Raw genomic sequence first — 19,830 nt, forward strand, 5'->3', positions numbered from 1 at the left:
AGGAGCTGGAAAAAATGGGTTTTATTTTGTATCTTATTATGGGTGGCATCATCGGTTGGATCGCCGGAATGATTCTTGGTAAAAACGTACCAGGCGGTATTATTGGTAATATTATAGCTGGTATTATTGGTGCTTGGTTAGGTGGAATGATTCTTGGAGATTTCGGACCTGTCATTTGGGACATTGCAATTGTACCAGCATTAATCGGTGCATTAATCTTTGTATTCGTTCTTAGCCTGATCATGGGATCTATGAGAAAAAGATCATAACAAGCTAAGCAAAAAGAGTAGACATACTGTCTACTCTTTTTTCATGCATTAATTTAGTTGTTCTTCATACAAATGGTAATAATAGAGTACATCTGCTACATATTCTTCACTATGATTGTATTGAAAAATAGCTTTTTCTAAATCTCCTTCAGCTGCACCGTTTTGTGATAAGTAATTGGCAGCACTGTATAGAGCATCGGTTAAGTTATATGGGTCGGCAATGCCATCTCCATCTCCATCTACACCGTATCCGCCGTAGTAAGCTATAACATCAACATCGACTTTATCTTCTTCACTAATATTCCCTTGTCCTTGCCCCGAGCAACTTGGGTGACTCCATCCTACAAATGTACACGGCATAAACTGAAGATGCCCTTCTGCTCCAACGGGAGACAATAATGGATCCATCGTCGAAAATCTAGTTTCGATTCGGTGATGTGCTGCAAGCAATGTCCAAGGAATATCGTAGGCATCTGCTGCTTTTTTATACAACGGTATATTTTCTTCAGGAACTTTTAACTCAATCAAGTGACTGGGACCTTCTTTAATGGTTTTAACCACCAGCTCAGAATTGACTACAGCAAAAATAAGAATAGCGATTGTCATTGCAACAATCGCTGCTGGAACAAAGAGAATTAAACACCCTATCTTTCGCTTCCATCTTCTTGGCAATTTTTTTTTACTCATTTTTCCACACCTAATATTTCATTTGCTTAAGTGTAGCACATGAACACACAGTTTACCTTTTTAGAGTCAAAATTTGAAAGTAACTAGTTTTACATCCTATATTTTTCAGAATCTTTCTGATATGATAAACAATAGATTAATGGAGGTGAATATTGTGTGGGAAGATTTTAAGAAGTTTGCTTTAAAAGGAAACGTCCTTGACTTAGCAGTTGCCGTAGTTATTGGTGCGGCTTTTGGGAAAGTTGTCTCTTCTTTAGTGGAAGATATTATCATGCCAGTTGTTGGAATTTTAGTCGGTGGAATTAGCGTAGAAGATTGGAGTTATAAAGTGAATGATGTGGTCTTGAATTACGGTTTGTTTATTCAATCCATAATCGACTTTTTCATCATTGCATTCTCTATCTTCATGGTCATTCGTATCTTTACAAAAATGAAACGCAAAAAAGATATACCTGCTGAAGAAGAGCCAGAAGTTTTAGACAAAACTCAGGAAATCTTAATGGAAATTAAAGACTTGTTAAGCAAAGAAAGAACCGGTCTTTAATTAAATAAAACAATCAGTGAAATAAACTTATTTCACTGATTGTTTTGCATTTATACAAAGTAAAATTTAAACAAAAAGCGATAAACCACTCGACGTTACCAAGTAGTTTATCACTTATAATAACTTAAAATTCTTCATTCAAGTAAGTTGCGTAAATCATTGACAATATCTTTTACAGGAACATTGTCAAAGCCATCATAATTATTAACGACAACTCCTTCTTGGTCAACTAAATAAAAGCTCGTTCCGTGTATTACTTGGTCACTTTCAGGGTCGTTTCGTACAAAAGACTTAAAATTATCTTTTGCGTATTGAGCAATTTCAAGCTGTGTATAGCCCGTCAACAAATGCCATTTTGACTCATCAGGCACTGTATAATTTGATAAATAAGCTTGCATCGTTTCGGGTGTATCAACGGCTGGATCTACGCTGAATGCTACAATTTGATAATCCTCTAAGCCTTCCGCTTCTAGTTCTTCTTGAATGCTACTTAAATTAAATGTCATCGGAGGACAAACCGTCTCACAATTCGTGAAAACAAAAGTCGCCAGCCAAGGCGTACCTTCTAAATCCTCTAAAGAAACGGTATCTCCTCGTTGATCTGTATACGAAAAATCTTCAATTGCGGAATTACCGCATGCTGATAACAATAGCACTAAGCTCAGCAATGCCGCACAAGAAACGAATCGCATCAAATTGCCTCCACTCTTCTTTCTCTTTAATCATAGCGAAAGTGTAGAAACGGCACAATACATCTTAAAGCTTCATTGTCACAAATTTGTGAAGTCAATTTAGCTTCAAGGTTAAAAGTGCGTCATGAATGGCGACCAACTTTGTTTCCACACGATGCATCAAATAAAAAGATACAAATATAGGGAATCCGAGTTCTTGAATCCATTGCATCCACTCAGCCATTACTCTCACCTCCAATTAAGAAAAGCTGAAGCTGTCGTTTGATTCGACAGGCATAAGACATACTGGCGACGCGATGTCTTTTGTCGCACAGCTATTTTCTAATGAAAAAAGCTCTCCAATTCAGGAGAGCTTTTTGCTTATACTTCGTACTCTACAATATTTCGTTCGACAATACGAGCACCTTTCACAGCGCCTAATGGCGAGCCTTCTACTTCGAAAACAGCGTGTGTAATAATGGCTTGCATTCCTACAAGCAATTCAGCATCCGTAACGTCTTCTCGTGGGTCATCTACTGTCAAAGTAACATCTTTTCCGGCAGTTGTCATAAAAATCAATTCCAATGTTTTAGCCATCTTTTTTTCCTCCTAAAATGTATTACTGATAAATTGTACTAGCGGATTGCTTTTCAACATTCATCAATGTCTTTGTTCCAAAGTTTGTTAAGACAGCTGCTGTGCCAAAAATGCCGTCCACTGCTGCAGCTTCTTTAACATTATGGTACGATTTAAATTTTCTCTTTACTTTGCCATTCGTATCTAATCCGTTGTCGTACGTGTAAGTGAGTGGTTTTTTATCTAGTCAATATCAGTCAAAATAAACATCTGAAATCGAGTTCCTTCTATATAATACAGATTCAGTACTCTAATCTAATGTAGAACAATCCAAGTTGTGATGTGCGAATTTTTGTGCGAGTAACTCTATGAAATAAAAAAAGCCCTCGACCGGTTAAGGTGAGGGCTTTTACATAGGTACTCTCAATTGAGTGGTCAGCTAGTGACTTGCGCTATGTTCGCATATGCATCTTCAAACTGAACCAACGTTTCCGCGCCAGTCAGCAAAACCATGTCTTTAGTATATCGACACAACAATAAGAAAACAAATAAAAAAAGCCCTCCAACTGTTCCCAGGCAGTCAGAGGGCTTTTAGTGAAGTAATGCTATTTAGTATCTTACTCTTATTTTGTTCGTACCTAGATTATACGTTTAACCCATCGCGTCTTGCAAGAATGACCGCAAGCTCTGCACGTGTAATGTAATCGTTAGGTCGGCCATCTCGTATAAGTCTCTTTTCTTCAACGTGTTCCCAAGCCTTTTCTGCCCATTCTGGAATTTCATTTTTGTTTTCAGCACTTTCCACTTTTTCTTCCTCCTTCGGTTTCTGGACTGGCGGTACAGGTTTTACAATCGGTGGCTCTGGTTTGTTTAGATTAGCGATAATGGCATTGAGTTTTGCGTCTGTAGCTTTTCCTGCAATGCCGTCAACCTTTAATCCTGTCGCTCGCTGTACAGTCTTAATCGCATTTGTAGTTGCTTTCCCTTTCAATCCATCTACCTTTAATTTGTATCCAGCTTTTACAAGTTTCGACTGAATCACTTTCACGCGTTCTATTTCTTCTTTGATGATTCGGTCTTTCTCTTTATGGATAACTGACATTGTGCCACGTCCTGGAATACCATCTACTGCACTAAAGCCTTTAGCCTTTTGGAACTTCTCAACAGCTGTAATAGAACCGTCTCCGTGGATGCCGTCAACATCACCTGTATAAAAACCTAATTGAACTAAAACTTCCTGTACCGTTCTAATTTCAGGATCATCAATCCATAATATCGGATTAACATTTGTTGTATAGCGATTATTCCAACGCCCTTTTGACATCTCAAAGTGAAGGTGTACGCCTGTAGATTTTCCTGTCGTACCCTTCACTCCGATTTTCTGCCCTTGTTTAACACGTTGGTTCAGCCTTACGTTAATAGATGCCAAGTGTGCATATAACGTTTCATAGCCATTATCGTGTGTAATGATGAGGTAACGTCCAAATCCTGTACGATTCGGGTTGTTGTCCAGAAAGCGAACCTTGCCAGCTGCAGAAGCGACGATGTTGTTGTTCGTATGACTCGTATAATCTGCGCCCCTGTGCATGACTCGTGGCTTTCCTGTTTTAGGATCTACACGATAACCAACTAAACTGTTTAAATAACCTTCACATGGTTTAATAAATGTTGCCATCTTAAAACTCCCCTTCTTTTGATTGTCCTTCGCGCTGTTTGACTACTTCGAACAGACCTACACTCGCAAGTCCTGCAAGACCACCTGCCCACAATCGATTAACGTAATCCAAGTCTGTAAATGGTGCTGCGGAAAAGCCAATCAGTAAACCGACCAGTAAAGCGATAACTGGAATAAAGTTAAGTGGTACATTCACTGCCTTTTTAATCATTTCTACCAATGCTGTGATAATTGGCGCCAAAATCGCTGCAAAGATTAATACTGCTGCCATTATTATTCCTCCTTTTTATTGTCTTGCTTGATATTTTCATATTGGACTTGCTGTATCTCTTTGATAAGAGTTGTTTTATCAAGTTGTTCGAGTACTGGATCTCTTAACAATTTTTGTTCTTTTCCACCAGGGTCCTTATTTAATTTGTCTAATGCGTTATAAAGGATTGGTGGTATCGGTAACCCCATTTGCGCACAATTCTCTAGAATAGAAAGTCCTTCATTTACAATAAAGAAACTTGCTACGCCCATAATGATGATGCCGTTTGTATCTTGGCTCATATGAATAAAAAAGTATTCGATGCCTGCTGTCATAGCCAGTACAACGAATACTGCAAATTTCTTAATAAGACCAGCCATCCCTAACGTGCTATTTAATGATTTTGTCATCCAAGCACGCAAGATTCCGGTAGTCATATCTAAAAACATAAAAAATAATAATACGACGGTAGCCTCATTGATTAAGCCCGCCAAATAAACCGCAAAGCTTGTCAATGCTGCCATGAAACCTTTCACCGCCGTAACCTCCCACCTGAGCATATGCCTCATCCTCTCCCATACCTCAATCCCCCTATTTCTCTTTTTAGCAAAACAAAAAGAGCGCCCGATTGGACACTCTTTGGATAGTTGCTGAGTTTTACTTATAGCGTATTCTCTAAATAACTATCTTGTTGGCAAATTAATCGATAACTTCTAGAGTTATTTTCACAATTTTTCCCTTCAGCTCAATCAGTCTTTCGTCAAGTGAATCACTGCAATCAGAAATGCTGGAAACTTCCATAAAATCTCTGCAAGACTCCCCTTCCCAATCTTCATTCAGCCAAACCCTACCAACAAACGCCTCCATAAATCTTACTCCCTTCTATCGATAAAGTAACTCATTTAGCCAGATGCTAAAGTGCTCATCGTCCATCTTAATTACATGATTTAGATCTGTTAAGAATCTCTTTATAATTCTTCTGAGTATTTCATCTACCTCTGTTGAAAGTTCTTCAACACTGTCCAAAAACTTCAAACTTCTTTTCAAGGTTTTTTCACTAGAAACAGAACCATGAATGTAATTTGATCTGAAAGTATACGCTATGCTGATTATACGGTTGATTCGAACCCTTTCCTCATAAGAACTACCTAGTATTCTTGCGACTCTATCAGCTACTTGCATCCTTAACTCAACATTTGAATTAGATAAAAGCGACTCTAATGCAGAAATGTAGAATGTTAACTTGCCTGGTAAAAATGATTCGCTTCGCGCTAATAAAATAAAACGATTTGCTCTATCAAGTTTGTCCGCCTTAAAGTATGGTAGACTATTTGTGGTATAGGTTGTCATAGAGCCTATGGTAATCTTAGGTCTATTGTAGTCTGGTTTCTTCTCTGTAATTGCTAACTCTTTAATAAACCAAGATTCCGCTTCAACTATTTCTTCTTTAGAAAAATAATTTTCTGTATAGTAGCCCTTTGAATTCACAAAGGTAACCGGGGATTTATTTATGGATAACCCACTTTCACTAACGCCTAAAATAATATCAGAATGTAAAGAATGATCTTTAACTAGCCAAAATGAAAATAAAATTCTTTGATAAATAGATCTAATAGTATGCAGCTCGTTGGAATAATCCAATTGATTATCCGGAACCTCCATATTCAAATAAAAGCAGGGGGAGTTATTTGCTGAATCGTACCCTATCGTACCGATCTGATCTTTTACGCGATTTTTTTTCAATAGCGAGACTTGAGAACCGCTTTTTTCTAGATTCATCAGTGAAAATTTCATTCTTTTAAACTCATCTGCTAATTTCATGTTCGGTAATGTACCGATGACCGCCATTCTCATACTTGTGCTCCTTTTATACTTTGATTTTCCATGGTATAATAGGATTAACTGAATTCTATTATACTAAGACCTCACAGGGTTACCGCCCTTACGTGAGGTCTTTTTCTATTGTAAATGTTTCCCTTCAAGAAGAAAAGTTTATTCTTTATTTAAATTGTCCGCTTAGTCGACAGTTTGAACCGATTTTTAATCGAAAACAGTAACCGAAAAACGGTGTCGGGTACTTAAATCGCTAGTATTCGGGTTTGTAATTCTCACGTATGCTTTAGCGTCCGCAATGTAAGGCATGAAGAATAAGTTAAACCCTAACGGCATCCCATAACCCGATATAGAAATTTGACTACTGTTGACCACACCTACCCCCGTTAATTCTTTATCAATGTACGTATTTGCTGGAATGTTAAAAGTTCCTAAATCAACTTGTGGATATTTTCGGTACTTTGCTTGTTTTTCCCATGGCAAGAAAGTAGTTGCCCCTGTCGAGTTTCGGTAGTATACATCGTTACTATTTCCATCGTGGAAAAATTGGAATGTCCAAAAACCGATGTTTTTTTTCTTTGTCTTGTACGTGATAAACGTACCCGATGGGGTAGGAAAACCGCCATTGTCCGATGATGTTACACGCATGTTTGATATGCCAAGTGGGAACACGTCTAAATTAGACGTATTGGTTGCAAAGTTCCTCGGTAAAATATTCACACCCCCGCTTGTACTTCTCCCTTCTTTCGATACCGTAAAATCTGCTAAATTGGTCGCGTTGCCGTGGTACAGTAATGCTTTTGTCACAGTCGTCATTTCAATTTTTGAAGCTGTGGCTTTAGTTAAGAAAGAGCGTAACCGTAGTTCTAATCCTCCCCATCCGTTTGTATGTCCTAACACAATCAACAGGCTTTTTTCAGTGGCTACTTTTGTGAGTAAGTCGTCCATTTGTTGATCTGTTAACACGAGCAATTCTGAACATTTCATTTCAAATTGATTTAACGGAATTTCATCACCATCAAATACACCACCGTTTGTGCCTGCAACCCCGTTTGTCGCACTTCTCGCATAACTGAAATGACTTTGAATCACTTTTTTAGCAGAATCTGTTGTACTGCCCCACGGATATGCTAACCCGTTACAAGGAATATTAAGCGATTGTAAAAACTCTTTTGGTTTCACAATTTCAAGAAGAACATCTTCTTCGTGCAACCAAGCTTGTGCGGGTTTCGGTAAATTAAAGTTTACAGGTTCTGATAATTGTAGTGTTAGCACACTACCTGTCAATGAATACCCCGTGGAAACAACCGTTTTGTTGATCGTCCCTGCTGAATCCATCAACCTTATCTTCGTACCCTTTGCAAAGGTTTTCACCATTGGAATACCGCTTGTGTTGATTAGTTTTAACGTAGTATCTCCAATTGCTAACGGTTCAGAAAAAGACATATAACTTAAAATGGTGTGACTGTCGGTATGTGAACCAAATTCCCAACCTTCTTTATACATTTCGATAATTTCAGTTTCACCTAACTTACTTTCGGTATACCCTGTGTAAGTGCTATTGATAAAGATTGTTCCTTTTACGCCAAATTCATCCATAACGGGTTTCATCTTCGTGTAGTCATTCATGTACGCATCATCGAATGTAATGGCTATGACAGGTTTACGTTCATAACCGCCACCGTTGCTAATGTTGTGAGTGGCAATCCCTTGCGATTTTTCTTTATTTAATAAAATGGGCAGTTCTTCGAGTTTTAACGATTCTTCTGCAAGCTGTTCACTAAGCTCTTGCTTTTCAGCATCTAATCGTGCTTTTAAAGTTACATACGTTTTGTCGTCTGATACTCTAGCTGCAGCTGCTTCTATAGATGAATCGCCTTCCACTATAATGCTGTCGAATTGCGATTGAACGCCTTTCGCTACTATCTCAGCTGTGGTAGCTTTTGATAATGCTGTAGTTGACTTGGTTTCCGCATTCAATACTTTTGTATCAACTTTAGATTCGTAGGCACGTTGTATTGCTAGTTGTTCACCTTTTAATTGCGAAACCGTAATCACATTAACGCCCGTAGCTTCTAAATCATCAGAACTTTTCTTAACTGTAATGCGCCCAGACGTCGTGTTGGTCGGAAACTTCTTACGATAACTCGAATCTGTGGAAGACGTAGCTGTAAACTCCACTTGGTATTCACCGGCTGGAATTAACTCTTTCAACGTGAATCGGATTATTTCTGCACTAAACGTTGCTGAACCTTCAAATACTACTCCGATACGTCCCCAAATAGAAACGGATAATATTTTATTCGACAGATCCACAACACCACCTTTTTCATCACGAGGAATATACCCAAGCGTTAAATGGTGCCCTTGCTTGAATACATTACCACCTTCGACCAAATCTATATTGGTCACTTCGAGATTATTCATTCGGCATAGCTCCTTCCTTTAGCACTAGCGATTTCTTAAAACCGTCAAGTTGCACTTTGTATTTGTCTAACTCTTCAGCTACAACAGGCGAGACCATGAAGAAGAAGTCAAAGTCTTCTGATGCGGCGATGTTTTGTCCGATTTGTCCTGAGAGGATATCGCCGTTTTTATCTACGTTCACAAACACCTGAACAGTTTCCTCCATATTCAACCCTCCTGCCAGTAATCCGAGACAATGGCAAACACATCTGCACCATCAAGAGAACTTCTCATTCTAATTTGGAACGTATCGCGTTGCCCGTCAGGAACACCCATATCTACGGTTAGCACGGAACCATTAAGTACACTTGGATCATACTCGTCCGTAACATTGGTAAACGCAGAGGCAACCTTCACTCCGCCACGCCAAATTTCTAAATGTGCCCTATTTGAACCGCCCGCCAATAAACGGAAACCGACTTTCAAATAACGACTGTCATGCTTAAATCGGTACTGGTTGTAATCAAGAGACACAGTACTTCGTGAGCGCATCCATACAGAATAACCTTTCTGAACTTGAGCCACACCAGCACTATGAAACATCGGAACAGTGATCGCTTGAATGTTGACGTCATAAACGCTCATACCGTTATAGATGGTCGTGTACCCATCTGGACGTTTAACGTTTAAGCCGCCACCCTCCACATCAATATTGCCTGGTGTAATACGTACAAATTTATTTGTATCTGTTAACGACGTTGATTTAAATTCATCGCCAGTTAAGAAAATTTTGCCGTCTGCACCTTCAAGGCGCACTAACGAAGTGTTTACCGTTCCACTCGTTATAGCTGTAGCGTTTATTCCATAACCCGTTAATGCTTCGGGAAACGTTTGACCACCATCACGAGATACACCGATACCCGCTGAATTAAACAGCACCATGATATTCGGATTTACTTTATCTATTGCTAAGATTCCCCCACTTTCAGGGAATGTTAATTCAGTTTGCGCACTTTGTAATGCTGTAGTCGCTTGCTGTACCGCATAAGCCAACGCTTCAAACGGCAATGGACGTTTACCCTCTATTGCATCTGCCAACGTCTTAGTAGCGTTGTGAATACGCCTCTGTTGTTCGAAGATGTTTGAGAAGTTAGAAAGCGTGACATCACAATCAAGAACTGTTCCGTTCGGGTGAAAGTATTCAGTGATTTCAACGATTCGTGTATCTACCTTCAAATCTAATCGCTCGTCAATCAGTAAAATCATGTCGCCTTCGTTTGGATGAATCTTGTTATAACCAGAAGCGCGTAGATCGTTTTGCTTCACTATAAGCGAAATTTTTAAACTATCATCCACAGTTTTTTTCACTTTTTCGAACAGGCTCTGATATACAGTAAATCGTTCATCACGTATCGCTTTTATTGGTCGGCTGCCATGGAGTGCTGCCAGTGGTGAAGTATATTCTGCAAACAGCCCATTCTTGCCGTATGCTTTACCATATGTGCTGAAATCAAGTGCATCCACATTGCGCTCAATCGATTCTAAATTAAACTTGTGTCGATATTGAAAGTCGGTTGTTTCGCCAATTTCCTTCTGTAATGTCACTACTTTGCCATCCACTGTAAATTCAGCTTCGTATCTTTCTAATGCCGTCTTAAATAATTCTAGACCGTAATCGTCTCCAAAGTTTTCAAAGGTTTTTGCATAGAATGAGCTGACAATGTTAAACGTATAACCCGAACGATCAAAAATAAAATTCATCATGTCGATAAATGTTTTAGAACTCGAAAACGATTCATACACCACGTGATTCCGCATGTCATCAAAAAAGCTATGAAGGCAACTGACTTGCCTTACATAGCCATCTCCTTTTGCGATATCCCGATAGATTAGGACGGGGTATTCTTCTCTATCAAAATCAATGACACGCCACAGCTTTCCTATATCATCAAAGAAGTGTGCGTTTTGATCTGTTTTTTCAATCGTTAGTGATAATTCTCTTTCGCCATTTACACGCCGCGTTCTTTTGATTTCGGAAGCGCCTGTTAAGATATATTCTTCGCCGTATAAGTCTCGAATGGCTAACATGACACGCCTCCTTTATCTAAAGTATTCACGGAACTCAAAGGCAATTTGTCCGAAGGTTGCGCCTTCTACCTTGATTCGGTTTTGTCCTGGTGACAATGTGATCAACCCAAGGTTGGTATTTCGGACAATCGATAACCCTTTTAATTTCGACTGTACACCATCAATTTCAATAACGTTTCCTGATGCAGATGATCCAGTAAAGCTCCATATAGTGCCGTTCGTAAGATTCTTAATTTTTAAGTTGGTGCTTGGACCGATGTAATAAATATAGAGGTGCATACCTTCGACAGGATCTATAGTTTCTGTACCGTTATTCGTAACAATAAAATCAATGGGTACATCGGATTTCTTTTTATGAATCATTGCTGATTCACCGAAAGGCAATTTGATTGTAGAAAAAGTAATTTCATCTAATCCCCACAACCCTTGCTGATTCGGTGACATTTCATTGGTGCGTCTAACAAGATATCGTTTGCTAAAATCAATGTCCGATTGATAGTCCCAAGTGTCATTGCTTTCACCTGGTAACTCGAATTGCGCTTCCACTTCGCTACGTCCCTCGTAAATATAGAACGCTTCTTTACCACCAAGCCACGCGAATATTTCATCACGTTTTTCTCCATAGCTTGCCAAATCTTCTGATTCAAACATAAAAGGCACGGCGATGTTTTTTACATCGTAATCCGCGCCTTTATCAATTCTTCCAGATCTACCCGTTACCTGTGAGCCATATTCACGCAACCCAATTGATGATACGCGGAAGTCTCGAGGGATTAGCCCTAAATCAGAAAACCGTTTTGTCTGACCATCTAGTTTTTCAATTAATACATCCACGCTTTCCCCTCCTACTTCCCGTAAAACCCATCTGAAAGACGCGACTGTCTAGCTTGCCCACGATTCACAGTAGTTAAAATCTTGTCCCCAACCAATTCATTCGTTACGTAAATCGCCGGTTCGTTTTGTTCAACACTATCAACTTCAGCAGCAAATGCATGACGTACTACACCCATGTCTGCACGACTGACAGAAGTATTGAGTTGGGCCGAAGCGCTCATGTTCGCCATTTCTAGTTGCGGATTAAATGAGCTTGTCATATCGCTCGCCATCCGTTTTACACTGCTGACAGCCATCTTCGCCTTGTTTTTAACGCCTACTGCTAAACCTTCACTTACGTAAGCACCCATTTCCATGAATACCCGAGAAGGTGATTTGATTTTGAAGAAGCTTAATGCCGCATCAACCATGTCACCAGCAATTCGTTTAACAGCTCCGATTGCGCTACTTGCCATTCCGACAGCACCATCAATTAAACCTTGGATCAAATTTCCGCCTGCAGAAACCATTGCACTGACATAGGACAAGACTTTGCCTGGCATTTCCGCGACTTTTGCGCCAAGTGTCGTGACTGCTTCAGTCATTTTCTCACGCACTTTAGTTACGACTTGCGAGAAGAATTTGTATACTGATGAAACTAAATTAGCAAGCTTAGAAGCTGTAGCTGATTTTGCTTCTTCCCACTTATTCGCAAGTGCTGTTTTCGCTTCAGTCATTTTTGTTCGTACTTTCGAAACAATTTCAGTGAACTTCGTCGCTACCGATACAACGATAGAAGCAATTTTTGAAATCGTCGCCGCCTTTGCTTCTTCCCATTTTGCCGATATTTTTTGTTTTATTTCATTCATCTTCACTGCTGTAGCGACTGCCATTTCAGTGAATTTTGTCTTAACAGCGTTAACGATAACGGGCAAGGCTTTGGCAATATACGCTTGTATAGCAGACCAAATTCTAGAAATTGACGCACTCATTAACTCCATTTGAGCCGATGCCGCATCTTTCATCCCTTGAAAATCACCCGTAACGAGTGCTTTCAGCCAAGCTAGTGCGTTTGTAAAAGTGCCTTTTATTAATTCCCAAATTGTAGAAAGGAATTCACTTGCCATCGTCATGTATGCTTGTATGACTGTATACAAAGCAGGGAATTTTTCAGATACCCATGCCATAATTTTATCAATTGCTCCTGTTACGGCCGTAGATACAGCCGTCCAAGCTTTAGCTGTCCATGCAGAAATTTCATCCCAGTATTTATAAATAAGGATAGCTAAAGCTGCTATCGCGATAGTTACCCAACCGATTGGACCCATCGCAATAAGCCATCCAGCTGCAACTCTTGCACCTTGTAAAAGCGCTTGTGCTCCCATTTTTATTAATGTTGCGATAAAGCCATCAGTTAATGCGTTCAGTCCGACAAGAATCGGCATGGCCGCTAAGAGTGCACCCGCCATGACAGTCATAACGACTACGATTTTCCCTATCCATGGATGCGCTGCAATTAAACTGTTAGTGAAACCTAATACTGCTGAAGCTACCGATAACATCCAAGAACCGATTGGAGCCGCCGCCATACCTAATCTGACAATAAACTCTACAATTTTACCAATGACAGATACCACGACTGGTCCATTTGTTTTGATGTAATCAATGAAGTTTTGAAATCCTTGATTCTGTGCAAGAGTTGAGGACCATTCTTTGAAACGTTCCATCATGTCTTGTAATCCGGACATCATATCTGATGATGAAACGCTAAAGCCTGCAAACAGATTAATGATTCCTTGAATTGCATCGCTAAAGATTGAACGTACTTTTGGCATGTTTGTGCTTACGTAATCTACAAAGGATTGGAATTTTTCACTTTCACTCAAGCCATCAGCCCATGATCTGAATGATTCGGACATTTTCAAGAAGCTATTTTGTGTTTCGGTTGCTAAAGGACCGAACGCATTCATCATATTAAATAGCCCCATTGTGAAGTTACCAACAGCTTTACCGATTGTTTCAAGTGCCGGGCCCGCAAAGTCACCTAAGAATTTAAAGAAGTCTTTCACGTCTGTAGCTTCTAAACTCGCATTCAGTGAGTCCATTAAGTTCTTTACAGAATCCGTGACATTTTCTATCATTGGACGCGCTAAATCTAGAATTCCGGTTACCCCTGTCAATCCCGAAGCAAATGATTCAAGCACTGGTTTTTCCATGTCTTTAACAAGATTCGAATAATTGTCTTTGAATTTGTTTAACGCATCACCAGCGGTAATTTGAGCCTTGGACATGCCATCCAAAATGCTACTTTGCTCTTTCATGAGCTTGTTGCGCTCTTTCCATGTCGTTGCCGCTGCTATTTTCTCTTCGATATCCTTCAGTTCTTTGGATGTTTTCACCACTTTACCGATAGAAGGAATGGCTACTGCCGCGAATCCTGCTGCACCTATTCCTGCTGCGCCAAATGAAGTTGCTAAAGCAAATGTAGATCCCATGATTACTCCGAGCATTGGTCCAAGTTGACCGAGCAAGCCGACAAGCGAAGCTACAATTGGTACAATTGCTGGTGAAATAAAGATTCCGATACCACGGGCAGTCATGCCAATAATTTCACCGAAATTCCGAGAGAAAGCCGCCATCGCTCCCATCACTGCTTGGTAGTTCGCCCATCTAGCTCGAATGCCAACTACAAAGTCTCTTGCCGTTAACGCTCTGACTTGTAACCATAGCGCTGAAATCCTCGCACTAGCACTTCCTGTATCGGCTCGAATGTTAACATCGTGTGTACGCGTTACAAGGTCTAATTGTGATTCTACTGAAGCCATTTGAGCCATGAACCCAGCAATATCTGCTTCTACTTCAGGACTGGCAGTTGATCGTGCAACTTGTCGCATACGATCCTGGACATCCGAAATATCTCGCATAAAACTGTTAATGTCTGCTTCTATACGAGGCGTTACAGTATCATCAGCATCTGCAAGCGCTCTAACCACTTCAACCATACGATTTTCAAATTGACCGATATCAGCGCCAATCTGTGCTTCTGTGATGCGTCTACTTAGCGTATTTGTTTGCCGATTGACACCTCGAACAGCATTGTCGAAATTCGAGCTATTGCCATTGATGTTAATCGTTGAGTCATCATCAAGACCTGCTAGACCTGCGTTTGCTTCTGCAATCGCTTGTTGCAGGTTCGAGACATCGCCTCTGATGGTTACTTCCGTTCCGCGATCTAAATTCTCGATTTGCCTTTCAACAGTCGTCGCATTCGCCATAAAGTCCGTAATGTTTGCACCAATGTCGACAATCACTTCAGAAGCCATCTTTTGTATGGTCTTGTTAACAGTTGCAGCTTTTTTCATAAACTTGCTAATATCCGCATCAATAGTTGCGTTAAACTTCGGTGTTATTGCCATTTATTCACCCTCCTTTCTCTATGTTCTGAGGACGGAAGTTCCGCATAGCTTTTTGTGCTGCATGAAAACGTCCTAAATGACGAACGGTTTCTTTCTTATTTTTCGGTGCAAGGATTTTCTTGCGTGCCGAGTTCGCATCGTAGAGGTCCTTGATGCTTACTTTCTTTTTGCTATTTGATGCTTTGGCTGTAAATAACGCATTGGCTGCTTCGCGTTCCCACTGATCCGTTTCACGAAGCTGTGCACCCTTGATAAAGTTATTGAATTCTCTCGGTGTCCACGAATAAATCAAGTCAATGTCGTAAACGTTTAAAAAACGCGCCGCATCAATAAGCAATTGATCGTAGTCTATGCCAGTAGTTTGTCTCTCGTTTCTTCCAGCTCCTGATACGATGCCTTGCTCTGTTCCTGTTCCTCTTCCGTTTCGCCCGCTTCTTTCATCTTCTCGAACTGTTTCCAGATCTTGTTCTTCTGCTTTCTGTAAAACCCCGAATTATGAATCGCTTTGAAGGCATCTTTAAATAAGCGTTCGACTTCCTCTTCACCGTTTTCTTCATCGTCAATAAAGGCCATCAATGTTTGTTCAATGTCTTTTCTCGAAGGTGCTTTCTTTCCATATTCCGAACATGCCGAATCCCAGAAAGCGAGTAAGCCTTTGAGGTCATCTCCTAGCAATTTCATGTAAATGCTCATGAATCCGCCTATTGCATTTCCTTTTTTGTCGACTTCGTTATACTTTTCGTCTGCTGCTTGATCAAATGCGAAATTGCATTTCCCTTGATACTCAATTCCGTTCACGTTTAAAATTGCCATTTTCCTATTCCTCCTAAAAAGTTGAATGATTTATACAAATAAAAAAAGAAGTAGGGGAATCCCTACCTCTCGTTAAACTGTTTTTTGATCTGGAAACTCGCCTGTTGCTTCACCAGGTGTTTCAAATCCGTATTTCGCAAATTCAATAACTTCTGGTGGAAGTGCCGGGAACTTACCTTCGACTGATTCATGAATAACTTGCACAGTGGACGAGATTTCCTCGAAGCTTTCACCTGAAGTACGTTCAACGCTTTCTACGATGCAGTAAGCAAAGATTGCGTCATGTGTACCAAGCTCATCGGGGGTTACTTCAACTTCCCAAATCTTAATTTGCTTCTTGTTTTTAATGGCATCGAGTACTGCCTTTTGACCGGCATCGCCTTTTTCGCCATATGCCGTAATTTCAAACGATTCGCTATTTTGACCGTAGCCCACGATGCGACCAAACTTTGTTTTCTCATCGATAATGTCGTTCTCAATCGAATGGCCGTGTTCGGTTAAGCTACCAAACACAACAGCATCCGTTCCTAATACAGCATCTGCTGCTTGAATCAATAAGATTTTATCTTTCCCTTGGTTCATGAATGTCCAACTCCCTTAGTTGTTTTTAATCGTAAATGTAAATCGTGCCAATCCGTGCTTAATGCGTGGATCTGCATCGTCGATGACTTGTAAGTCCGGACGACTCACCGCGAGCAAACGAAAAGGACCCTCAATTGAGAGCCCTTTGCCGATTGCTTGGTGAATCAAATTTAAGAGTGCATAACTTTCCTTTTTGCCATTCGCTACACTCCACGTGCTAAGTGTTACACTCACCTCTTCAACAAACGTAGTTCGCGTGCTGATATTGAGCGTTGAAGGCGCGCCCATAGTCACGTAAGGAAAAGTTAAATCCTCTTCTACAGCGTCATATACACCTGTAGATAGCTGCATCAATTGACTATCCGAAGACAATCGCTTATACACTGCTTTCTGCAACTCCCATAAAGCCGTTTGCGTCATTTAAAAACGCCTCATTTCTCTCATGAAGTGGCGTTCTCCTGCATCAACTGCTGGTTCCCAAAACTCTTGCGCACGCATACCGGAAGTTGTAACGAAACGTCCTAGCTTTTCCGAGAAGTACACCCAAGGAATTTTCTTAGCACGACTTCCGCCAGGTCCCTCAGCATAAATTCCGGTGCCGTAGTTGACGTAGATTGCGTAAAAGGCTCCGACATGAACAACAGCGGTATATCCGCCATTCTCAATTTCCAAGGTGACGGAATCAATTAAGTGACCGCCATCACGCGGCGCTCTCGCTTTTACCTGCGCTTGGATAATTTGTGCTGTTTCCAAAACGATTTGTTTCGCTCGCTTTTCCACTTTGTCGGCATACTCTCTCGCATGACTTTCAAGTTTGGGCCAGCCGTATTTGATCGTGCCCATTACTTCACCAACTTTAATGGAACTAGCATAACTTCACGCTGTCCACCTTGATCTTGTGGCTTGCCAATCAGTTCGTATGTTTCGATAATACCGTCGTTATTATAAACACAACGCATATTCGGATAAATATCGGTTCGATAAGGAAAATAAAAATTGCGATCCAGTGGATTGTTTAACTGCTGCGCTTCAAAAATCTCACGACTCGATGGCGTATCTAAGAAGCCTTGCGCCATTACTTTTGTCGTCCATAGCTCAGTAAATCCACCACCACCATCCGGAACCTTTGAAAGCGTCTGAAAAGTGACTGTGTGCGGGTATTCATCGTGAAGCATGGAATTTCACCTTCTTATAAGGCGTTAAAAGCCGCATCAATTCTTTTGGAATTTCGGTATCGTATGAATAAGAAACAGAACCCATTGAACGGGATTTTAACCCCGTTTTCATGGTGTTTCGTTCAATTGCTTTCGCCAGATAGATTTTCACGCCACCTGGTATGCGCATGGTTCCATCTGCTTGGATGTTGAAGGTGTTATTGGTTTCAGCCATGACTGCTTCCATCATTAACGGCAACATCGTTTTGATATAAGGATCCTTCGAATCGTCTTCAAACGAGATGCCCATGATCCCTTTGATTGCTTCTACGTCTTCTTCTGTAGGAATGAATTCTACAAACATTCACTTCACCTACTTTCCAAGAATCGCGTCGATGTAGTCCTGTTTCTTCGATTCTGTTGGATACTCAATTTCTTTTTTGTCCAAGTATGCTTGTAGATCATCGTTTTTTACTTTCTTTAGTTCATCTTCTGAAAAAGTCGCATAGTCGTTTTCCTTCTCTACATCTGAAGCCAGCTTATAGCCACGTCCTTTGTAGATCACGTCAAACGCACGTTGCGTTACTCGTTTCGGTAAACCTTCCGGATTCACCACATCGATGAATCCGTCTGTTGCTTTTACGTATACAGTCATATCAATTTCCTCCTAAATTTGAATTGTATTATGGTCCAGGAACGACAGGAGTCAACGCGGCAAATGCTTCTGGCTTCACGTTCATGTAACCAATGTGCATTGTTGCACGAATTGCGAACATGTCACGTTCAAACAAGTTAATTGGTTTACCATCTGCACCAACTACTGAAGAAAGTGTCGCATCTTCTGTTACCGCATACTCAATCCCTTGTAAGATGCCGTAACGCGCATAATCCCAGTCACCCATAAGTGCTGCGGCTTTTGTTGTATCGAATGCTTCTGGTTTCGCGTAAGTTACCGGCATACCTTCCACATCGTTCAAGTTTTCGTACAAACGTGGACCGTTGACGCCAGTTTTAGCACGACGTAAGTTTTGTTTGAATGTGTTTGTAGCAGCAACGCCATCTGGATTAAAGCCTTCGCTTTCAATAAGCGCCATTGCGTCAAATACTTCATCCTGCAAGTCTGTGCCAGAACCTAAAGCAATCAAGTTACCTGCTTCTGTTGCACCTGTAAAGATAGATTTACCGCTTGTATGTGTAGCAAATGGTGAGTTAGTGCCGAATAGCGCTGCAATATCAAAAGTTTCATAAAACGCTTCAGCAATTAGTGGTTTCACTTCGTTGAAGAAGTCTTTTGCCGTATAGCGCAAAAACTCTTTAGAGAATGGAATGATAACTGCTAGTTTTTCTGCAGTCATGGAAGCTGTCAACCATTCGACTTTTGAAGTCTTGATAACTTCTGTTTCTGATACCCAGTAAGCGCCTGCGCCTTTTGCTTTAAACGAGAAGGTTTTCTTCGGTTTTGTCATCGGTTCGTTTTTAGCAAGCTTCATAACAGTAGATCCTTTGATGACATCCTCGATAATTAAGCCGCCTTGTTCTGCTGGGATTGTCCCTGTCTTTACATCGGACATTAGTACATGATCCGGCGTGTAAGTTTGTGCAGCAAAGAATTGTAGATTTCCTTTTCCTAGTCGTAAACGTTTTGATGTTGGCATTGTTTAATTTCCTCCCTGTTGGTTACGGATGTTATGAGTAGCTGCCATGTCCTGAATCGATTTCACAGTCGATGTACCAGAAGCGCCGCTATTCACATCTCGCCCATTTTCTTTGAATTTGCTGTTGACGCCTTCATTGATCAGTCCATCTAAATCCGTTTTCAATTCAGCAAGCGTTGCTGTTGTCGTGGATTCATCGTCTCCTAAGAAACGTTCGATGTACTTAGATGCAAACTGTGCCGGCAATTTATTATCTGTCGCGTAAGCCATTGCTTTGTTTTTCAATTCCGCACGCTTTGTCGCTTTTTCACCGTTTGCAATCTTTTCTTCAAGTTCACGAATGCGCTTTTGCTCCGGCGTTTCTTCAACTGGATTGCGTTTTTTCACTTCTTCTTCAA

At 40.6% G+C, this 19,830-nt stretch carries 26 protein-coding genes and 1 pseudogene; 2 read left to right on the forward strand and 25 right to left on the reverse strand.

The genetic code is table 11. The features are described 5' to 3' along the window. Window positions 1–14 precede the first annotated feature (14 nt). Complete coding sequence (locus tag I858_RS08185; RefSeq protein ID WP_065524819.1) at window positions 15–269, forward strand: GlsB/YeaQ/YmgE family stress response membrane protein; 255 nt, start codon at window positions 15–17, stop codon at window positions 267–269. 48 nt (window positions 270–317) lie between these two features. Here the strand turns inward: I858_RS08185 and I858_RS08190 are convergent, their stop codons facing one another. Further along, the gene (locus tag I858_RS08190) at window positions 318–956 is read right to left on the reverse strand and encodes a lytic transglycosylase domain-containing protein (protein WP_065524818.1); all 639 of its coding nucleotides are present in this window, start codon (window positions 954–956) and stop codon (window positions 318–320) included. Window positions 957–1,110: 154 nt separating this feature from the next. Here I858_RS08190 and mscL point away from each other — a divergent pair, with 154 nt between their 5' ends. Continuing rightward, on the forward strand, window positions 1,111–1,500 hold the full coding sequence (gene mscL / locus I858_RS08195) for a large conductance mechanosensitive channel protein MscL (RefSeq protein WP_065524817.1): 390 nt from the start codon (window positions 1,111–1,113) through the stop codon (window positions 1,498–1,500). 134 nt (window positions 1,501–1,634) lie between these two features. On the opposite strand, the gene I858_RS08200 is transcribed toward mscL, so the two are convergent. The 24 genes and pseudogenes from I858_RS08200 to I858_RS08310 all read right to left on the reverse strand — a co-directional run bounded on the left by I858_RS08200 (window position 1,635) and on the right by I858_RS08310 (window position 19,819). Further along, entirely contained in the window at window positions 1,635–2,192 is a 558-nt protein-coding gene (locus I858_RS08200; RefSeq protein WP_065524816.1) for an SCO family protein, read from the reverse strand. Between the two features lie 94 nt (window positions 2,193–2,286). Continuing rightward, complete coding sequence (locus tag I858_RS08205; RefSeq protein ID WP_071645356.1) at window positions 2,287–2,415, reverse strand: YvrJ family protein; 129 nt, start codon at window positions 2,413–2,415, stop codon at window positions 2,287–2,289. A 137-nt stretch (window positions 2,416–2,552) separates the two neighbouring features. Further along, window positions 2,553–2,768: a DUF2922 domain-containing protein gene (locus I858_RS08210; RefSeq protein WP_065524815.1), complete on the reverse strand. Its 216-nt coding sequence runs from the start codon at window positions 2,766–2,768 to the stop codon at window positions 2,553–2,555. Window positions 2,769–2,790: 22 nt separating this feature from the next. Beyond that, a pseudogene (locus I858_RS17500) lies at window positions 2,791–2,970 on the reverse strand (DUF1659 domain-containing protein); the annotation flags it as partial. Between the two features lie 420 nt (window positions 2,971–3,390). Continuing rightward, complete coding sequence (locus tag I858_RS08220; RefSeq protein WP_065524814.1) at window positions 3,391–4,422, reverse strand: peptidoglycan-binding protein; 1,032 nt, start codon at window positions 4,420–4,422, stop codon at window positions 3,391–3,393. Between the two features lies 1 nt (window position 4,423). Then, window positions 4,424–4,693, reverse strand: a complete 270-nt coding sequence (locus I858_RS08225) for a holin (RefSeq protein ID WP_065524813.1) — start codon at window positions 4,691–4,693, stop codon at window positions 4,424–4,426. Between the two features lie 2 nt (window positions 4,694–4,695). Next, window positions 4,696–5,208: a phage holin family protein gene (locus tag I858_RS08230; protein ID WP_065524812.1), complete on the reverse strand. Its 513-nt coding sequence runs from the start codon at window positions 5,206–5,208 to the stop codon at window positions 4,696–4,698. Window positions 5,209–5,371: 163 nt separating this feature from the next. Beyond that, entirely contained in the window at window positions 5,372–5,539 is a 168-nt protein-coding gene (locus I858_RS16980; RefSeq protein ID WP_157886496.1) for a hypothetical protein, read from the reverse strand. Window positions 5,540–5,554: 15 nt separating this feature from the next. Next, window positions 5,555–6,526, reverse strand: coding sequence for a HEPN domain-containing protein (locus tag I858_RS08235; protein WP_065524811.1), 972 nt, complete (start codon window positions 6,524–6,526; stop codon window positions 5,555–5,557). A 186-nt stretch (window positions 6,527–6,712) separates the two neighbouring features. Further along, window positions 6,713–8,932 carry a polysaccharide deacetylase family protein gene (locus tag I858_RS08240; RefSeq protein WP_065524810.1) on the reverse strand — a complete coding sequence of 740 codons (2,220 nt, stop codon included), beginning with the start codon at window positions 8,930–8,932 and terminating at the stop codon, window positions 6,713–6,715. Next, entirely contained in the window at window positions 8,925–9,137 is a 213-nt protein-coding gene (locus I858_RS08245) for a hypothetical protein (RefSeq protein WP_065524809.1), read from the reverse strand. The genes I858_RS08240 and I858_RS08245 overlap by 8 nt, the downstream gene beginning before the upstream one ends. Before the next feature lie 2 nt (window positions 9,138–9,139). Next, entirely contained in the window at window positions 9,140–10,999 is a 1,860-nt protein-coding gene (locus tag I858_RS08250; protein WP_065524808.1) for a phage tail protein, read from the reverse strand. Between the two features lie 12 nt (window positions 11,000–11,011). Further along, a complete protein-coding gene (locus I858_RS08255; RefSeq protein ID WP_065524807.1) occupies window positions 11,012–11,833 on the reverse strand; it encodes a phage tail domain-containing protein in 822 nt (273 codons plus the stop codon). Between the two features lie 11 nt (window positions 11,834–11,844). Continuing rightward, window positions 11,845–15,228, reverse strand: a complete 3,384-nt coding sequence (locus I858_RS08260; RefSeq protein WP_065524806.1) for a phage tail protein — start codon at window positions 15,226–15,228, stop codon at window positions 11,845–11,847. A gap of 4 nt (window positions 15,229–15,232) precedes the next feature. Continuing rightward, the gene (locus I858_RS08265; RefSeq protein ID WP_065524805.1) at window positions 15,233–15,565 is read right to left on the reverse strand and encodes a hypothetical protein; all 333 of its coding nucleotides are present in this window, start codon (window positions 15,563–15,565) and stop codon (window positions 15,233–15,235) included. Window positions 15,566–15,576: 11 nt separating this feature from the next. After that, on the reverse strand, window positions 15,577–16,041 hold the full coding sequence (locus tag I858_RS08270; protein WP_065524804.1) for a tail assembly chaperone: 465 nt from the start codon (window positions 16,039–16,041) through the stop codon (window positions 15,577–15,579). 72 nt (window positions 16,042–16,113) lie between these two features. Beyond that, entirely contained in the window at window positions 16,114–16,623 is a 510-nt protein-coding gene (locus I858_RS08275) for a phage major tail protein, TP901-1 family (protein WP_065524803.1), read from the reverse strand. A 15-nt stretch (window positions 16,624–16,638) separates the two neighbouring features. Further along, on the reverse strand, window positions 16,639–17,043 hold the full coding sequence (locus I858_RS08280) for a DUF3168 domain-containing protein (RefSeq protein ID WP_065524802.1): 405 nt from the start codon (window positions 17,041–17,043) through the stop codon (window positions 16,639–16,641). Next, window positions 17,044–17,466, reverse strand: a complete 423-nt coding sequence (locus I858_RS08285; RefSeq protein WP_065524801.1) for an HK97-gp10 family putative phage morphogenesis protein — start codon at window positions 17,464–17,466, stop codon at window positions 17,044–17,046. Continuing rightward, window positions 17,466–17,798, reverse strand: a complete 333-nt coding sequence (locus I858_RS08290; protein ID WP_065524800.1) for a phage head closure protein — start codon at window positions 17,796–17,798, stop codon at window positions 17,466–17,468. Before I858_RS08290 ends, I858_RS08285 begins: the two co-directional genes overlap by 1 nt. Then, entirely contained in the window at window positions 17,785–18,141 is a 357-nt protein-coding gene (locus I858_RS08295; protein WP_065524799.1) for a phage head-tail connector protein, read from the reverse strand. Before I858_RS08295 ends, I858_RS08290 begins: the two co-directional genes overlap by 14 nt. A gap of 9 nt (window positions 18,142–18,150) precedes the next feature. After that, window positions 18,151–18,432 carry a hypothetical protein gene (locus I858_RS08300; RefSeq protein ID WP_065524798.1) on the reverse strand — a complete coding sequence of 94 codons (282 nt, stop codon included), beginning with the start codon at window positions 18,430–18,432 and terminating at the stop codon, window positions 18,151–18,153. 28 nt (window positions 18,433–18,460) lie between these two features. Next, window positions 18,461–19,432, reverse strand: coding sequence for a phage major capsid protein (locus I858_RS08305; RefSeq protein WP_065524797.1), 972 nt, complete (start codon window positions 19,430–19,432; stop codon window positions 18,461–18,463). A gap of 3 nt (window positions 19,433–19,435) precedes the next feature. Then, window positions 19,436–19,819, reverse strand: a complete 384-nt coding sequence (locus I858_RS08310) for a capsid assembly scaffolding protein Gp46 family protein (RefSeq protein ID WP_065524796.1) — start codon at window positions 19,817–19,819, stop codon at window positions 19,436–19,438. Window positions 19,820–19,830: the final 11 nt, after the last annotated feature.

Origin of the sequence: Planococcus versutus (assembly GCF_001186155.3) — a bacterium.
Lineage (GTDB): Bacteria > Bacillota > Bacilli > Bacillales_A > Planococcaceae > Planococcus > Planococcus versutus.